This is a genomic window from Pseudomonas sp. OV226 (genome assembly GCF_003148705.1).
In the GTDB taxonomy this organism is placed as follows: domain Bacteria; phylum Pseudomonadota; class Gammaproteobacteria; order Pseudomonadales; family Pseudomonadaceae; genus Aquipseudomonas.
Genome location: NZ_QGGS01000024.1, coordinates 77629 through 95062 on the forward strand (window position 1 = coordinate 77629; position 17434 = coordinate 95062).

Annotated in this window: 10 protein-coding genes; 6 read left to right on the forward strand and 4 right to left on the reverse strand. The window is 60.4% G+C overall.

Annotated elements, in window-relative coordinates; genetic code table 11:
* Positions 1-239 precede the first annotated feature (239 nt).
* Together C7534_RS27155 and C7534_RS27160 are read left to right on the forward strand one after the other, a co-directional pair.
* Complete coding sequence (locus tag C7534_RS27155; RefSeq protein ID WP_109787627.1) at positions 240-2270, forward strand: methyl-accepting chemotaxis protein; 2031 nt, start codon at positions 240-242, stop codon at positions 2268-2270.
* A gap of 167 nt (positions 2271-2437) precedes the next feature.
* The gene (locus C7534_RS27160; protein ID WP_109787628.1) at positions 2438-2827 is read left to right on the forward strand and encodes a hypothetical protein; all 390 of its coding nucleotides are present in this window, start codon (positions 2438-2440) and stop codon (positions 2825-2827) included.
* Here C7534_RS27160 and C7534_RS27165 read toward each other — a convergent pair whose 3' ends face one another.
* On the reverse strand, positions 2828-3604 hold the full coding sequence (locus tag C7534_RS27165) for a TatD family hydrolase (RefSeq protein WP_109787629.1): 777 nt from the start codon (positions 3602-3604) through the stop codon (positions 2828-2830).
* A 3-nt stretch (positions 3605-3607) separates the two neighbouring features.
* The gene (gene cra / locus C7534_RS27170) at positions 3608-4603 is read right to left on the reverse strand and encodes a catabolite repressor/activator (protein WP_046031939.1); all 996 of its coding nucleotides are present in this window, start codon (positions 4601-4603) and stop codon (positions 3608-3610) included.
* A gap of 290 nt (positions 4604-4893) precedes the next feature.
* On the opposite strand from cra, the gene ptsP reads away from it, so the two are divergent.
* The 4 genes from ptsP (at position 4894) to C7534_RS27190 (ending at position 12138) form a co-directional block, all read left to right on the forward strand.
* The gene (gene ptsP, locus C7534_RS27175; RefSeq protein ID WP_109787630.1) at positions 4894-7755 is read left to right on the forward strand and encodes a phosphoenolpyruvate--protein phosphotransferase; all 2862 of its coding nucleotides are present in this window, start codon (positions 4894-4896) and stop codon (positions 7753-7755) included.
* A complete protein-coding gene (gene pfkB, locus C7534_RS27180; protein ID WP_109787631.1) occupies positions 7755-8696 on the forward strand; it encodes a 1-phosphofructokinase in 942 nt (313 codons plus the stop codon). The genes ptsP and pfkB overlap by 1 nt, the downstream gene beginning before the upstream one ends.
* 11 nt (positions 8697-8707) lie before the next feature.
* A complete protein-coding gene (locus C7534_RS27185) occupies positions 8708-10447 on the forward strand; it encodes a PTS fructose-like transporter subunit IIB (RefSeq protein WP_109787632.1) in 1740 nt (579 codons plus the stop codon).
* Between the two features lie 149 nt (positions 10448-10596).
* A complete protein-coding gene (locus tag C7534_RS27190) occupies positions 10597-12138 on the forward strand; it encodes an alkaline phosphatase D family protein (protein ID WP_109787633.1) in 1542 nt (513 codons plus the stop codon).
* Positions 12139-12265: 127 nt separating this feature from the next.
* Here C7534_RS27190 and C7534_RS27195 read toward each other — a convergent pair whose 3' ends face one another.
* Both C7534_RS27195 and C7534_RS27200 read right to left on the reverse strand, forming a co-directional pair.
* Positions 12266-14791, reverse strand: a complete 2526-nt coding sequence (locus C7534_RS27195) for a PepSY domain-containing protein (RefSeq protein WP_109787634.1) — start codon at positions 14789-14791, stop codon at positions 12266-12268.
* A 130-nt stretch (positions 14792-14921) separates the two neighbouring features.
* Positions 14922-17240, reverse strand: a complete 2319-nt coding sequence (locus C7534_RS27200; protein WP_109787635.1) for a TonB-dependent receptor — start codon at positions 17238-17240, stop codon at positions 14922-14924.
* Positions 17241-17434: the final 194 nt, after the last annotated feature.

Here is a 17434-nt window from a genome sequence, read left to right on the forward strand (position 1 = left end):
GCTGCCTGCGTCCGGCTGCACAGCCGCCATGTATCCAAACGACGCGTTCACCCTGCCAAACCACGGTGCATGCTTCGCAGCCGCATGCAGGCTGCTGCGGGCCTGTGCCTCCTCCCGTTAACCTTAAGTTACAAAACCACCTGCCGATTTAAGATATACAGGGATAGCGCTGAATAGTGGCTATCTGCCGCTGAGCTGCGCCTGCCAAATAAAAATAAGAATGCAAAGGGAGACTTCCAGTGAAGAGCTTGCTCTATCCCGCCGTCGCGCTGATGAATCGACTGAGCTTCGGCATGAAGTTCAGCCTGATCAGTGTGCTGTTTTTGGTGCCGATGCTAGTCACCAACTTCTATCTGGTGCGCGATTCCTATCGTGAGTTTCAGGGCACACAAGTTGAACTGCAGAGCCTCGACCTGCTGGGCAGCGGCCTGACGCTGCGGCGAGACCTGGAAACCCTGAACAATCTGGTGCAGATCAACGTCACACTCGGGCAGTCTGGCAAGGCCGGCAATATCGAGTCGCAGATCGGCACGCTAGGGCAAAGTATCCTGGCGCGTCTGCAAGGACTGACGGCGATGACCACAGATCCGGAGCAGATCAGCGTTTTCAACGGCAAACGCGATGAAATGATCGCGGCGTTCAAGGCCCAGCAAGCGGAAACCTCCCTGCAAAGCAAAAGCGGAATGATCGGCAAGCTGCTTGGTAATGCGCAGATTTTCAGCCAGATCATCGCCACTCAGGCTGGCCTCAGCCGTGACAGCCAAAGCGACATGCGTCAACTGAGCGAACTGATCACCAACGTCACCCCGCCTGTGACCCAACTGTTGGGCGATGGCCGGGCGATGGGGTCCTATTCCCTGGGGCAGGGCTTTCTCAACTCGGCATCCAGCACTCGGTTCGATGAGTTGTTGGCGCAGATCGAAAAACTCCAGGGCGAATACAGCCTGAAATTGCAGGATGCACTGGGCTCCAGCAAAGCGGCGCATGAAACCCTGGCCGCTCAAGCCGATAGCAGCAAAGCCTCCCTGAAAAAAGCCAGTGAGCTGTTCGAAGAAAAAGTGGTGATGGCAGACACCCTCGATGCACCCTGGCAGGGTTTTTACGATCAAGTCACTGCCCTGATGGACCAGACCTACCAACTCAACGAAGCCACGCTGAAGTTCCTGGGTTCCCAGTTGCAGCAGCGACTGGAGCAGAACCGCACTCACATGGTCTTGCAGGCCGTGGCGTTGTCAGTGGTGTTTGTATTGATTTTTTACCTTTACGGCGGCTTCTACGCGTCCACCCGCACCACCCTCAAACGACTTGGCGCCATGATGGACACGGTCGCTGCGGGCGACATGACGGTGACCTTCCGCGCCGAAAGTCGTGATGAACTCGGTGAGCTGGGCGAGGTGTTCAACGGCACCGTGAAGAAAATCCATGACCTGATCGAACGCGTCGGGCAGACCGTCAACGAGGTCGAGCGCCAGGCCGGGCAGGTTCAAAGCGTTTCTACCCAGAGCAACCAGGCGGTGGCCGGGCAACGTAGTCAGATCGAACAGGTCGCCACTGCCATGAACCAAATGTCGGCGACCTCCCTTGAGGTGGCGCGCAGTGCCGCCGCTGCAGTCAGCAGTGCCCACAGTGTCAACGACGAGACCATCAGCGGTCGCGGGCTGGTGGCGTCCCAGCAGGGCAGCATCGCGCAATTGGCCAGCGAGATCGATCAGTCGGTGCTGGTGATCAATCAACTGGCCAGCGACAGCCAGTCCATCAGCCGCGTACTGGAAGTGATCAAAAGCATCGCCGAGCAGACCAATCTGTTGGCCCTTAACGCCGCCATCGAAGCCGCTCGGGCCGGGGAACAGGGGCGTGGTTTTGCGGTGGTGGCCGATGAGGTCCGCACGCTGGCCAAGCGCACCCAGCAATCGACCGAAGAAATCGAGCAGATGATCAGCAAGCTTCACAGCGGCGTCGGCGCGGCGGTGAAAGCCATGGGCATCAGCCATCAGGTGGCCGATGGCACGGTCGGGCAGTCGGAGAAGGTCCAGCAGGCGCTGGAAAACATCCTCGGCGCTGTCGGCATGATCGTTGACCAGAACCAGCAGATCGCCGCCGCTGTCGAGCAGCAGACTGCCGTGGCCCACGACATTGATCAGAACATCGTCGAGATCAACCGGGCCGGGGAACGGACCGCCGAAGGCGCGCACCAGACCGAAGATGCCAGCCGCGCGTTGTCCGCTCAGGTGGTGGAGCTCAAACACCTGATCAGCGCGTTCAGGGTTTGAGTAAAAGTTGTGGGAGCGAGCACGCTCGCTCCCACAGTTTTTGCGCATAATCTGTAGTAACTTTTACCTTTGTGAGTAGGTAAGGTCCTGATTTCCTGCGTGTTCAGATTTTTCGTCTTCAATGGAGGAAGATCAATCACTCTGACCTGCCCTGAGGAGGCCCGGTTATGTCGGCCGCAACAATTGGAGTCCAGGGGCATTGCGCCCATTGCGGGAGCACGCGTGTGCTCGAGGCCTGGCAACTCAACGCTATTGCTATCAACGAATCGTTTACCTGTACTCACTGCCATAAAGCCTTGCAGTTGCGTGATCCGAAACAGATCAAGCGCTTCAAGTCGCTGGACTCACTTTCCATGCTGCGGGCAAGCACGCGGGTGATGGTGTGTTCGGCGATTCTGGTGGCATTGGTCATGGAATGGATCGGGATGCTCAGCGTGGTCGAACAGCTGAATTTTTCACTGATCGCGATTCTGGCTTACTTTCTGGTCATTCAATTTGCCCGGCGCCGGCAACACATCACGTTAATTCTGGAAGCCGCCAAAGCCCACGCCGATTGATTACCAGTTGAACAGCTCGCAGGCATTGGCCGTGCTGACGGTGGCCAACTGCTCGGGGCTGATTGCCATGATTTGCGCCAATGCGCCACAGATTGCGGGCAGGTGCGCCGGGCTGTTGCGTTGACCGGGAAACATGACCGGGGCCATGTCCGGTGAGTCGGTTTCCAGCACCACGCAGTCAAGTGGCAACTCGGCGAGCACACGGTGCATGCGCAGCGCCTGCGGCCAGGTCGCGGCACCGCCCAGACCCAGTTTGAACCCGAGCTTGATGTATTCGCGAGCTTCTTCCTTGCTGCCCGCAAAGGCATGGATGATCCCGGCACGTTTCAACCGAAAGCGCTTAAGCGTGGCAATCACCGCCGCATGGCTGCGTCGAACGTGGATCAGTGCCGGAAGATGGAAGTCCGCCGCCAGTTGCAGTTGCGCCTCGAACAGCGCCTGCTGGCGCTCGCGATCCAGGGTTTCGATGAAGTAATCCAGACCGATCTCGCCCACGGCGCACACCTGTCGATGGCCGGCCAGACGCGTCAGCCAGTCAGCCAGTTCACGCAGATCTTCAGGCCGGTGATCTTCGAGGTACACCGGGTGCAAACCGAATGCTGCATGCAGGTCGGGATCGTTTTGCACGAGGTCCCAGACCCGCTGCCAATTGGCCTGATACACCCCCAGCACGACCATCCGTCGCACGCCCAATGCGCGGCTTTCGGCAAGCAGCGCCTGACGATCCTCGTCGAAATCGGAAAAATCCAGATGAGTGTGGCTGTCGATCAGCTCCACGGTTCAGTCCCGGTGAATGCGCTGCTTGAAGGTCCGTGCGATGGCTTGCACGCCAGGTTGGTAATCGGACTGCTCGATGGCGGCCAGTGCCAGTGCCAGGGCTTTATCGGCAATCAGTTGATGTTGTTGGGCCATGGCGTTGACTGGCAGCGGCAGGAAGTCCAGCAACTGCGTGTCGCCAAACGTACCGAGACGCAACGGACGGGTTTTCAACGGGAAGTCGTGCAAGGCGTCGAACACGCCCTGGAGCAGCACGTAGGAAGTGGTGACCAGCGCATCGGGCAGATGCCCCAGGCGCTGCAACATTTCTTCCATCAACTGCTTGCCGCATTCGCGGCTGAACGACTCGCCATGCTCGATCAATACTTGGCCTTTGAACCCCTCGAGTGCCTCTTTGAAGCCGGCCGAGCGCTCCTGGCTGATACTCAACTCGGGGCGCGCGCCGATCAAGGCGATCTGCTTGGGCTGCGGGTCCAGTAGACTGCGGGTCAATTGCAGGCTGGCCTCGCGGTCATCACTGATCACCGAACAGAAATGCTCGGGCTCCATGACCCGGTCGATGGCGATGATCGGGATGCCTTTGGCCTGCAACTGGCGGTAGCTGTCGTCACCGGCCGGCAGGCAACTGGCAACGATCAGTGCATCGCAGCGCCGGGCACGGAACAGTTGCAGCAATTGTCGTTCGCTGTCTGGCGCATCGTCGGAACTGGCGATCAGTAATTGATAGCCGCGTGCCCGGGCGCCTTGTTCCAGCAATTTGGCGATTCGTGCGTAACTGGGGTTTTCCAGGTCCGGCAGAATAAAACCCAGGGTGCGGGTGTGCCGACTGCGCAGACCGGCCGCTTGAGGATTGGGCGTAAAGCCATGTTGTTCGACGACCGCGCGCACGCGTTCGACGGTAGCACTGCTGATGCGTTGCTGTTCAGCCTTGCCATTGATGACATAACTGGCGGTGGTTACGGACACACCGGCCAACTGTGCGATATCACTGAGTTTCAACTCGGGATTTCCTTGTTTTTTCGAGCTTGCCCCGACATTTTCGCCAATCCTACCCGAATCAGGCAGACGACTATTGTCCAACCACATCCGACAAGTTGGGCTTCAAGGATGGGACATTATCGAGTAACGTGCCAAGTATTCTAGATTAAACGTTTCAGCAGGCGTATTTTCAGCGTTATAAACACCTTTGGCAGGTTCTGCCGTGATACCGCCAAAAGTGAAGGCTAAGCGCCTAAGCTGATTCATTCAAAACAATACCTGGCGCCATCAGACGCCAAAAAGGAGAAAGCATGCTCGAGCTCACCCTAGAGCAGATTTCCATGGGCCAGTCGGCTGTGGATAAGTCTGAAGCATTGGCGTCGTTGGCCAGGCATCTGGTTGCCGATGGACTGGTTGCCGAGGGTTACCTGGCCGGTCTGCAAGCACGGGAAGCTCAGGGCTCGACCTTTCTCGGCCAAGGCATTGCCATCCCCCACGGTACGCCACAAACCCGCGACCAGGTGTTTTCCACCGGCGTGCGGCTGATGCAGTTTCCCGAAGGCGTTGACTGGGGCGACGGTCAGATCGTGTACCTGGCGATCGGTATCGCGGCCAAGTCCGATGAGCATTTGCGTTTGTTGCAACTGTTGACCCGCGCCCTCGGCGAAACCGATCTGGGCCAGGCCTTGCGCCGTGCGAGTTCCGCCGAGGCCTTGTTGAAACTGCTGCAAGGCGCGCCGCAGGAATTGGCGCTGGATGCACAGATGATCGGTCTTGGTGTATCCGCCGACGACTTCGAAGAACTGGTCTGGCGCGGTGCGCGTTTGCTGCGCCAGGCCGATTGCGTGAGCAACGGTTTTTCCGCTGTGTTGCAACAGGTCGAAGCACTGCCGCTGGGCGATGGCCTGTGGTGGTTGCACAGCGAACAAACGGTCAAGCGCCCGGGCCTGGCCTTCGTCACCCCGGACAAACCAATGCGCTATCTGGGCCAGCCGCTCAGCGGTCTGTTCTGCCTGGCCAGCCTGGGTGAAGCTCATCAAGCCTTGCTCGAACGCCTGTGCGCCTTGCTGATTGAAGGTCGCGGCCACGAATTGGGCCGCGCCACCAGCAGCCGTAAAGTGCTTGAAGTCCTCGGCGGCGAATTGCCGGCGGACTGGCCGAGCGCCCGCATCGCATTGGCCAACGCCCACGGCTTGCACGCGCGCCCGGCGAAGATCCTCGCGCAACTGGCGAAAAATTTTGTAGGTGAAATACGCGTACGTATCGTCGACAGCCAGGACAGCGCGGTGTCGGTGAAGAGTTTGAGCAAACTGCTCAGCCTCGGCGCCCGTCGCGGTCAGGTGCTGGAGTTCATTGCCGAACCGAGCATTGCCGCCGATGCCTTGCCCGCCTTGCTGGCGGCCATCGAAGAAGGCCTCGGTGAAGAAGTCGAGCCGTTGCCGGCCGTGAGTCAGCAGCGCGAAGAACTCACCGATGTCGCCGAAGTACTGCTCGCCCCGGCGTCCGGCAGCCTGATACAAGCCATCGCCGCGGCGCCCGGAATTGCCATTGGCCCGGCCCATATTCAAGTGCTGCAAACCATCGATTACCCGCTGCGCGGTGAGTCCGCCGCAACTGAACGCGAGCGCCTCAAACAGGCACTGGCGCAGGTGCGCCAAGACATCGAAGGCTTGATTGAACGCAGCACGTCCAAGGCCATCCGCGAAATTTTCATCACTCACCAGGAAATGCTCGACGACCCGGAACTGAGCGATGAAGTCGACACCCGCCTCAAGCAAGGTGAAAGCGCTGAAGCGGCGTGGATGGCGGTGATCGAAGCGGCGGCCCGGCAACAGGAGTCGTTGCAGGACGCCTTGCTCGCCGAGCGTGCGGCGGACTTGCGTGACATCGGTCGGCGCGTGTTGGCGCAACTGAGCGGCGTTGAAACGCCGAAAGAGCCTGACCAACCTTACATTCTGGTGATGGACGAAGTCGGTCCGTCCGACGTCGCACGTCTCGATCCGGCGCGTGTCGCCGGCATTCTCACGGCGCGGGGTGGCGCCACGGCGCACAGCGCCATCGTGGCCCGAGCCTTGGGTATTCCGGCGCTGGTCGGTGCCGGTGCGGCGGTGTTGCTGCTGGCGCCGGGCACGCCGTTGCTGATCGATGGCCAGCGCGGTCGCCTGCACGTAGACGCTGATGCGTTGACCTTGCAACGCGCCACCGAAGAACGCGACACCCGCGAACAGCGCCTGAAAGTGGCCGCTGAACAACGTCATCAACCGGCGCTGACCACCGATGGTCACGCGGTCGAAGTGTTCGCCAACATTGGTGAAAGCGCCGGTGTCACCAGCGCGGTGGAGCAGGGTGCCGAAGGCATTGGCCTGTTGCGCACCGAACTGATTTTCATGGCCCACCCGCAGGCGCCGGACGAGGCCACCCAGGAAGTTGAATACCGTCGCGTGCTCGACGGCCTGGCCGGTCGGCCGCTGGTGGTGCGCACCCTCGATGTCGGTGGCGACAAACCGCTGCCGTATTGGCCCATCGCCAAAGAAGAAAACCCGTTCCTCGGCGTGCGCGGTATTCGCCTGACGCTGCAACGCCCGAAGATCATGGAAGCGCAGTTGCGCGCCTTGCTACGGGCCGCCGATAACCGTCCGCTGCGGATCATGTTTCCGATGGTGGGCAGCGTCGATGAATGGCGTCAGGCACGGGACATGACCGAACGCTTGCGTCTGGAAATCCCGGTCGCCGACTTGCAACTGGGGATCATGATCGAGGTGCCGTCGGCCGCCTTGCTGGCGCCGGTGTTGGCCAGGGAAGTCGACTTCTTCAGCGTCGGCACCAACGACCTGACCCAGTACACACTGGCCATCGACCGTGGTCATCCGACCTTGTCCGCTCAGGCCGACGGCTTGCACCCGGCGGTGCTGCAATTGATCGACATCACCGTGCGCGCGGCGCATGCCCATGGCAAATGGGTCGGGGTGTGCGGCGAGTTGGCGGCGGACCCGCTGGCGGTGCCGGTATTGGTCGGCCTGGGTGTGGACGAACTCAGTGTGTCGGGTCGCAGCATTGCCGAGGTCAAGGCGCGGATTCGCGAACTCAGCCTCGCCCAGACGCAAATTCTCGCCCGACAGGCCCTGGCCGTGGGCAGCGCCAATGAAGTGCGCGCATTAGTGGAGGCTCTGTAATGGCCCGGATTTTAACCCTGACCCTCAACCCGGCGCTGGACCTGACCGTCCAGTTGCCGCGCCTTGAACCCGGCCAGGTCAACCGCAGCGACGCCATGCACACCCACGCCGCTGGCAAAGGCATAAACGTGGCGCAGGTGCTGGCCGACCTTGGGCATCAGTTGACCGTCAGCGGGTTTCTCGGGGAAGACAATCTGCAGGCGTTCGAAACCCTGTTTGCCAAACGCGGTTTTGTCGACGCGTTTATCCGCGTTCCCGGTGAGATTCGCAGCAACATCAAGCTGGCGGAAAGCGACGGGCGCATCACCGACGTCAACGGTCCAGGGCCGCGAGTGAGTGAAGCGGCGCAGCAGGCATTGCTGGATCGTCTCGATCAGATTGCGCCCGGCCATGATGTGGTCGTCGTCGCCGGAAGTTTGCCGCAGGGCGTCAGCGCGCAGTGGTTGCAGGCGTTGATTGTACGCTTGAAAAAACTCGGTTTGAACGTCGCCCTCGACACCAGCGGCGAGGCATTGCGCGCGGCGCTCAAGGCCGGTCCGTGGCTGATCAAACCCAACACAGAAGAGTTGGCGGACGCGCTGGGCTGCGAGGTTGTGTCGGTCGCGGCACAAGCCGACGCCGCGAGCCGCTTGCACGCGCAAGGCATCGAGCACGTGGTGATTTCCCACGGTGCCGAGGGCGTGAACTGGTTCAGTGTCGGCTCGGCGCTGCATGCCACACCCCCCAAGGTCAGCGTTGCCAGCACCGTGGGCGCGGGCGATTCGTTGTTGGCCGGCATGCTCCATGGTTTGCTAAAGCCCGATACGCCAGAGCAGACCCTGCGCACCGCCACGGCGATTGCCGCGATGGCGGTCACTCAAATCGGTTTCGGCATCGGCGATACCGCGCAATTGGCGCAGCTCGAACAGGGTGTACGCGTGCGTCCCCTGACAGAACAATAAGAGGGTTTGTCATGAAGTTAGCCATTGTTACGGCCTGCCCGAACGGCATGGTCACCAGTGTGCTGTGCGCCCGTTTGCTCGATGCAGCGGCCCAGCGTCAGGGCTGGATGACCTGCGTTGAAGTGGTGGATGCCACGCATCCGGAGCGGCAATTGTCGGCGGCCACTCTCGACGCCGCAGAGTGGGTCCTGCTGGTGACCAGCGCGCCGGTGGATATGGCGCGGTTTGTCGGCAAACGCGTGTTCCAGAGCACCCCGGCGCAAGCCCTGCAGGATGTTGAAGCGGTGCTGCGGCGCGGCGCTGAAGAAGCTCAGGTTTACGTTGCTCCCGAAACGGTTGTCGAGCCTGTCGCGACCCCTAAAAACGCGCCACGACTGGTTGCGATCACCGCATGCCCGACCGGGGTCGCCCATACGTTCATGGCCGCCGAAGCCTTGCAGCAAGCGGCCAAGCGACTGGGTTATGACTTGCAAATAGAAACCCAGGGCTCGGTCGGCGCGCGCAATCCATTGAGCGCCGCCGCGATTGCCGAGGCCGATGTGGTGCTGCTGGCCTGTGATATTGAAGTCGCCACCGAGCGTTTCGCCGGCAAGAAGATTTACCGTTGTGGCACCGGCATTGCCCTCAAGCAAGCCGAAGCGACGCTGAACAAAGCGTTGGCCGAAGGTCAGCAGGAAAGCGCCGCCAGCGGCTCCAAAGGCCCGGCCAGGCAAGAGAAAACCGGCGTCTATAAACACTTGCTGACCGGTGTGTCGTTCATGCTGCCGATGGTGGTGGCGGGCGGCTTGATGATCGCGCTGTCCTTCGTGTTCGGCATCACCGCGTTCAAGGAACCCGGCACGTTGGCGGCAGCCTTGATGCAGATCGGCGGCGACACCGCGTTCAAACTGATGGTGCCGCTGCTGGCGGGTTACATCGCCTACTCGATTGCCGACCGGCCGGGCCTGGCGCCAGGGATGATCGGTGGTCTGTTGGCCAGCACTTTGGGTGCCGGTTTTATTGGCGGGATCATTGCCGGTTTCATCGCCGGTTACGCGGCGCAGGCGATCAACCGTTATGCGCGTTTGCCGCAGAGCCTTGAGGCGCTGAAACCGATCCTGATCATCCCGTTGCTGGCGAGCCTGTTCACCGGACTGGTGATGATTTACGTGGTGGGCAAACCCGTGGCCGGGATGCTCGAAGGGCTGACGCATTTCCTCGACAGCATGGGCACCACCAACGCGATTCTGCTCGGTGTACTGCTGGGCGGCATGATGTGCGTCGACTTGGGCGGGCCGATCAACAAAGCGGCTTACGCGTTCTCGGTGGGGCTGCTGGCCTCGCAAAGCTATGCGCCGATGGCCGCGACCATGGCCGCCGGCATGGTGCCGCCGATTGGCCTGGGCATCGCCACGTTTATTGCCCGGCGCAAATTTGCCCAGACCGAGCGCGAGGCCGGTAAAGCGGCGTTGGTGCTGGGGCTATGCTTCATCTCGGAAGGGGCGATTCCGTTTGCCGCGAAAGACCCGTTGCGGGTGATCCCGGCGAGCATTGCCGGTGGTGCGCTGACCGGGGCGTTGTCGATGTATTTCGGCTGCAAACTGATGGCGCCGCACGGTGGCTTGTTTGTGCTGGCGATCCCGAATGCAATCAACCATGCGCTGCTTTACTTGCTGGCGATTGTGGCCGGGAGTTTGTTGACGGCGGTGGCGTATGCGCTGGTCAAAAGGCCTGAAACGGTCGAGTTGGCACTGGAACCCGCCAACGCCTGACGCCCTTTTTTGTAGGCGCCGAGCTTGCTCGCGATGACGGTGTAACAGCCAGCATTTTCGTTGAATGTTAAACCGACATCGCGAGCAAGCTCTGCTCCTACAGGGGTGTGTCACAGTCCATTATGTTTTTCCGTTTCAGGGAGAACACCATGAGCGAATTCGACCTCGGTCGTCGTCGTGTCATCCAAGCGGTGGGGGCCGGGCTGTTGTTACCAAGCCTGGCGCCGGCGGTGATCGCTTCGGTCAAGGATCGTCCGCAACTCAGCGACGGCGTGCAGTCCGGTGATGTGCTGGGTGACCGGGCGATGGTCTGGAGTCGCAGCGATCGCCCGGCCCGTATGGTCGTGGAATGGGACACGCGCAGCCTGTTCAGCAACCCGCGCCGATTTGTCTCGCCGCTGGCCGATGCCCGCACCGATTTCACCGCGCGTGTCGAGCTCACCGGGTTGCCCGCCGATCAGGCGATTTTCTATCGCGTGACCTTCGAGGACGCTCAAAGCGGTGTCGCCAGCGAACCCTGGTTCGGCCATTTGCGCAGCGTGCCGCAAACCCGCCGCGACATTCGTTTTATCTGGAGTGGCGACACCGCCGGCCAAGGCTTCGGTATCAACCCGGACATCGGCGGTATGCGCATTTATGAAGCCATGCGTTTGCGCTTGCCGGACTTCTTTATCCACAGCGGCGACACGATCTACGCCGACAACCCCATCCCTGTGCAACTGACCACCGAAAACGGTCGGGTGTGGCGCAACATCACCAGCGAAGCCAAGAGCAAGGTCGCACAAAATCTCGACGATTTTCGGGGCAATTACCGCTACAACCTGATGGACGAAAACATCCGTCGCTTCAATGCCGAGGTGCCGCAGATCTGGCAATGGGACGACCACGAAGTGGTGAACAACTGGTCGCCGGGCAAGCAACTCGACGCGCGTTATCAGGAGAAAGATATCCACAGCCTGGTGAGCCACGGGCGGCAGGCCTGGCTCGAATATGCACCCATGCGTTGGCAGGACGCCGACAATGGTGGGCGGATTTATCGCAAGCTCGGCTATGGGCCGATGCTCGATGTATTTGTACTCGACATGCGCAGTTATCGCGGTGCCAATGATGACAACCTCGGCGCCGCAAAACCCTTTCTCGGGCGCGAGCAGCTGGACTGGCTCAAGCGCGAATTGAAAGGCTCGACCGCCCAGTGGAAAGTCATAGCCGCCGACATGTCGTTAGGCCTTGGCGCGCCCGACGGCGAGATCAGCCCCGGTGTGACGCGCTGGGAAGCGGTGGCCAATGGTGACCCGGGGCCGGCTCAGGGGCGTGAGCTGGAAATCGCTGAGTTGCTGGGTTTCCTGCGAGCACAGCAGGTGCGTAATTTCGTGTTTTTGACGGCGGACGTGCACTACTGCGCGGCGCATCACTACCACCCGGATCGTGCCGCGTTTCAGGATTTTGAACCGTTTTGGGAGTTTGTCGCCGGGCCTTTGAACGCGGGGAGTTTCGGGCCTGATCAGTTGGATAAAACCTTTGGCCCTGAAGTGGTGTTCGAAAAGGCGCCGCCCGTGCAGAACGCGTCACCGTTTGCCGGTTTTCAGTTTTTTGGCGAGGTGAATATTGATGGGCAGACGGGGGAGATGAGTGTGGTGTTGCGGGATCTGGATGGGGTGAGTGTGTTTGAGCAGAAGGTGACGCCGGTCTAATGTTTGTACACCTGCCCCCCCTGTAGGAGCTGAGCTTGCTCGCGATGGCGGCCTGTCAGTCACCCTCATTGTTGACTGTTAAACCGTCATCGCGAGCAAGCTCAGCTCCTACACGGAGTGGGGTGTGTCAGTAAACGTCGCGGCGGTAGCGGCCTTGTTCGATCAGGCGATCGACCTCTGCAATCCCGAGCACTTCGTTGAGTACGTGATCGACCCCTGATGCCATCCCCTGCAAGCTGCCGCAGATGTAAATCACGGCGCCGTCGGCGAGCCATTTCTTCAGCTCATCCGCCGACTCCCGCAGGCGATCCTGCACGTAGACCTTCTCGGCCTGATCCCGCGAGAATGCCAGGTCGAGCCGCTCCAGGTCGCCTGAGATCAGCCACTCTTCCAGTTCATTGCGACACAGGTAATCGTGTTCCCGATGACGCTCGCCAAACAGCAGCCAATGGCGTTGCTGGCCGTCGGCAATGCGCGCCTTGAGCAAACTGCGCAACCCGGCAAGGCCGGTGCCGTTACCCAGCAGAATCATCGGCACCGGCTCGGCCGGCAGATGGAACCCGCTGTTGCGTCGCACCCGCAGGCTGACGTTGCCACCCACTGGCACGTGTTCGGTCAGCCAGCCGGAGCCAATGCCCAGGCTGCCGTCGGGATGCTGTTCCTGGCGCACGATCAACTCCAGCAATCCATCAGCAGCAATCGAGGCAATGGAGTATTCGCGCATGGCCAACGGCACCAGCGCATCAGCCAATGCCTGAGCGTGCAGGCCGACCAGATGGGCTCTGTTTTCAGGTAGCTGGCGCGTGGCGAGCGCTTGCTCCAAAGGTTGTGACAAACCATCGAACACCACCGCGGCGCGCCCGTCGATGCCCAGGCCGTCGAGGAAGTGCTCGATCGCCCACGGGCAGTTACGCGGCAACACCTCCACCAGATCTCCCGCCAGCCAACTGCTGGTGGACGGGGCGGTGAGGCCCAGCAAGTACACCGGCGAGCCGCTGCTGTCCGGGTTCATCAATTCGCGGTGGGTCAGTGGCCAGTTGTCGTAGCTCGGCGCTTGCCAGGTGTCGACCGGTGTTTGCCCGGTCAGCAGGCCCAGTTGTTGCTGCCAGTGACGCAAGGCGTACGGGTCACCGCTGTCGACTTCCACCGGCGCGAACAGGGTCTTGCCGCCATGCTCGCCCAGCCAGGTGTGCAAGCGTCGGGCGAAACCGCAGAAGTGTTGATACTGGCGATCACCGAGTCCAAGTACCGCATAGTTCAGGCTCTGCAGGCTTGACGCCCGGCCCAGCATCTTGCGTTCGAAGCCGCGCGCGCTGTCCGGCGCTTCGCCGTCGCCGAACGTGCTGACCACGAACAACGCATTAGTGGAGTCGAGCAAATCCTGTTCACTGACACTGGCCAGTGGCCGCACCTTAACCGGCAACCCGGCGGCTTGCAGCTGCCCGGCCGTTTGCCACGCCAATTGCTCGGCGAAACCGCTCTGGCTGGCGAAACCGATCAGCCAGGCCGGCGCATCGCTGTCGGGATGATCGAGACTTTTGCGCGCGTCCTTGATCTGCTTTTTCTTGCGCCGACGATCGAGGTACAGCAACCAGCCCGTGACGAAAAACAACGGCATCGTCAGCGAGGCAATCGTCAGGATGATCCGCCCGACAATGCCGAAGTAGCTGCCAACGTGCAGCGCGTAAATGCTGGTCAGCAGTTGCGCCTTGAGGCTCTTGTCGCTGTAACGGTCGTGCTGCTTGACGATGCCGGTCGCCGGATCGAGGGTGATCTGGTTCTGGGCGCGGTCGTGGGGTGAGGTTTTCAGCAGGTAATACACGGTCGCCGGCTGGCCGGCCACGGGTGGCATTCGGATGTTGTAAGCGCTGAGTGCCGGGCCGGCGGCGCTGTAGACGCTGCTCCAGATGGCCGAGTAATCGGCAGTCGGCGCCGGACCACTGGGGGCCGGGCCGCGATTGCGCACGCGCTCGTTTTGTGGCGCGTCGGACAGCAATCGGGTCAGGCCCTTGTTGTACCACTCATACGACCAGGACAACCCGGTCAGTGCTGCCAGGAGATAAAACACCAGGCACCAGGTGCCGGCCACGGAGTGCAAGTCCCAGTTGAAGCTACGACCCTTTTTCTTCCAGTCCAGGGTCAGCCAGGCACGCCAGCTTTTCCACTGGCGCGGCCAGCGCAGGTAAAGACCGGACAGGCAGAAGAACACCAGGATCAGCGTACAGGCCCCGGTAATCTGCCGCCCGGTATCGCCCATGGCGAGGAAGCGGTGCAGTTGCAACATGAAGCCGAAGAAGTCCTGGCCGGTGGCATCGCCCATGAAGTCGGCGGTGTACGGGTCGAAGTAACGCATTTCGCCACGGCGTTCACCCGGCGGCGGGGTGAAGAACACTTTGGCGGCACGGCCGCTGTCGGTTTCGACGTTGAGCATCGAGACCTTTTTGCCGGACGCGGCTTCGATGCGTTCGACCAATTCAGCGGGCGGCAGGACGCCAGCGACCTGCTTCTGGACCTGCAACACAGAAGGGTTCAGTACGCTCAGGATTTCATCCTGAAACGACACCATGGCCCCGGTGATGCCCATCAGGGCCAGGACCAGTCCGGCACTGATGCCGAAAAACCAGTGCAACTGGAACAGGGTTTTCTTCAACACGTCACTCGCCTTGTTCGTTCAAAAATAGTCTTCACGGCGCGCATTATGCCGTGGGTTGTCGAGAAACATTCTTTTTTACACACAAAAGCCCTACTCACGAATGAGCAGGGCTTTTTTCCTCACACTTTTATTAGAAGTGGAAGTTGGTGCTCAGCAAGGCAGTACGACCGGCCGCCTGGTTGGCGAAGTGAGTCGAGAACGCTTTGTCGTAGTACGTTTCGTCGGTCAGGTTCTGCACGTTCAGTTGCAGGTCGACGTTTTTGCTCAGCTTGTAGGCCGCCATTGCGTCGTAACGAACGTAGGAATCAACCATGGTGGTGTTGGCAGCGCTGCCAAACACATCGTCGACGTAGAACGCACCGCCACCGATGGTCAGCTTCGGCGTGACTTGATAAGTCGTCCACAGGCTGGCGCTGTTTTTCGGCGTGTTAGGCAGCTCGTTACCGTCGTTGGCCGCACCCAGTGGGCCACCATCGACTTGCTCACTGTCCATGTAGGCGTAACCGGCGAAGACCTGCCATTTATCGGTGAGCTTGCCGGTGGCCGACAGTTCGACACCTTGAACGCGAGTCTTGCCGACGTTTTCGTATGTCGTGGTGTTGGTTTGCACACGAGCGTTTTCTTTCTCGGTGCGGAAGATATCGGCGGTCAAGGACAGACGATCGTTCATCAGGTCCCACTTGGTGCCGATTTCGTAGTTCTTGGTGGTTTCCGGTTCCATATCGCTTTTCAGCAGGTTGCCGTTGCGATCAGGTGTGCCACCCAATGGGTTGCCTTCCGAACCTTCGCCCAGGGTGTTGCCCGGTGGCGTGGCGGACGTCGCGTAGGACGCATAGATGCTGCCGTTTTCAGCAGGTTTGTACACCACGCCGAACTGACCGGTGACGAATTCGCTGGTGTCATCGCCCTTGGACGTGGTCACGCTGGAACTGTTGAAAGTCTTGTAGTCGGTGTCGAAATGGTCATAACGCAGACCCATGTTCACCAGCCACTGCTCAGACAATTCCAGGGTGTCGAACACATACAGCGCGTACGTGTTGGCCTTGGTGTCGGTACCGGCGTAGTTACGCGAGATTGCACCGTTCCATGGATCGTTCTGGTTCGGGTTGGACAGCGAGGTGCAGTTGAAACCGCTTGGCCTGCCGATCAAGGCCGGAGAGCAGTTAGTGGTCACCGCTGCGGTACGCGGGGTGGTATCGGTGTTGACGTTGTACGAGGATTTTTCGTTTTCCTCGTGAGTGAACTCGACACCCGTGGCGAAGCTGTTCTTGAACCCGGCGATGTACACGTCACCAAACAGATCGGTCTGGTTAGTGGTGGTCTCGGTGTTGCTGACACGGGTATTCGCCCGACGCCAGAGGCTGCCATTGTTGACGTTGCCCTTGCTGTCGTCCGGCTGGGTCAGGATGTAATCCTGCATGCTGGTGCCGTGGCGCAGGGTGTTCTTGACGGTCAGCGCATCGTTCAGATCGTGCTCGATGGAGAAGGTCGCGGTGTCGGTACGGGTCTTGCGGAAATCGCGGTCGTTCAGACCATACCAGTTGCTGCTGTTGCCGCCGTCATTAGGCTTGTCAGGATTGGCCTTGGTACGCGCAGCCGAGCCAGCGACCGGGATGGAGTACGGAATGCCCGAGTCCGGCGTGTCGTTGCTTTCGAGGTGGTAGTAGTCGAGGTTGACACGGGTCTCGGTGCCCAGGCCGAAGGCCAGGGACGGTGCGATACCCCAACGATCGTAATCGATGCTCTGGCGGCCGGCGACGTTGCTTTCGTGGGTCAGCAGGTTCAGACGGCCGGCGGCGGTGTCGGAGAACTGATAGTTGCCGTCGAAGGTGTAGCGCTGGGTCTGGTCGGAGCCCCAGGTAAAGCCACCGTCGAGCGAATCCCCCAGGTGCGCTTTCTTGCTCACCAGGTTGATGCTGCCGCCAGCGGCGCCACGGCCGCCAATGGCCGAGTTCGGGCCTTTGCTGACTTCAATCGATTCAACGGCGAAGATCTCGCGGCTCTGCGAACCGGTGTCGCGCACGCCGTCCAGGTAAGTGTCGCCCTGGGCATCGAAGCCGCGAATGAATGGACGGTCACCCTGTGGGTTGCCACCTTCACCGGCACCAAAGGTGATGCCCGGAACGGTGCGCAGTGCGTCTTGCATGTTCATCGCGCCGGTGTCCTTCAGGACTTGTTGCGGGATGACGGTAATCGAACGCGGTGTGTCCACCAGTGGTGCGGTGTACTTGGGCGAGGACGCTTTTTCGACGTTGTAGGAAGTCTCGTCCTGAGCCTCGCCAGTGATGGCGGTAGCGCCCAGCGAAATCACATTACTCGGTGCTTTTTCGTCAGCCTTTTCCGCCGCGAAAACCATGTGCCCCGCCGAGCCGGCGGTAATCGCCATGCCAATGGCCGATGCGAGCAAACGTGGTGAACTGACCGGTACTTGTGTTTGTTGACGCGACATTTGAATTCCCCTCCCCAAGGATTTGAGGCGGCGGAATATAGGGTAGACGCGTATTTGTATCAATTGCGAAACGTTACTATTCGCGAGGAATTTACATTCTTTACAATTTAACCTTACGCTTTTTGCTGTTTCGTTCGTCGTGAGGGTTTTACACGGACAATAAGAATCAATACCATTAGCACCCCTTTGGTTTC